The sequence below is a fragment of the Streptomyces sp. YS-3 genome (assembly GCF_045257485.1).
GTDB lineage: Bacteria > Actinomycetota > Actinomycetes > Streptomycetales > Streptomycetaceae > Streptomyces.
On the sequence record NZ_JBJHPC010001229.1, the window covers coordinates 1 to 519 of the forward strand.

The 519-nt window shown below is 73.4% G+C and carries 1 protein-coding gene; it reads left to right on the forward strand.

Translation table 11 applies throughout. The features are described 5' to 3' along the window. On the forward strand, positions 1–519 hold a 519-nt coding region (locus ACJA3G_RS38440; protein WP_406557597.1), incomplete at both ends, for a homocysteine S-methyltransferase family protein.

Below are 519 nucleotides of genomic sequence, written 5' to 3' on the forward strand. Positions count from 1 at the left end.
GCCCCCCGAAGCCGGAGTCTGGGTCGCCGCCTCCCTCGGCCCCTACGGTGCCTTCCTGGCCGACGGCAGCGAGTACCGGGGCCGGTACGGGCTGACGGTGAAGGAGCTGGAGCGCTTCCACCGCCCCCGCGCCGAGACGCTGGCCGCGGCGGGGCCGGACGTGCTCGCACTGGAAACCGTGCCCGACATCGACGAGGCCGAGGCGTTGCTGAAAGCGGTCGAGGGGTCCGGGTTGCGGGTGTGGCTGTCGTACAGCGTGGAGGGGGCGCGGACGAGGGCGGGCCAGTCGCTGGAGGAGGCGTTCGCACTGGTGGCGGGCGTGGACCAGGTGATTGCCGTGGGGGTGAACTGTTGTACTCCCGCCGACGCGGACAACGCCGTGGAGCTCGCGGCGTCGGTCACCGGCAAGCCGGTGGTGGTCTACCCCAACAGCGGTGAGCGGTGGGACGCGCAGGCCGGGTCGTGGCGGGGTAACGCGACGTTCGACCCGTCCCGCGTCCAGGCCTGGCAGGCCGGGGG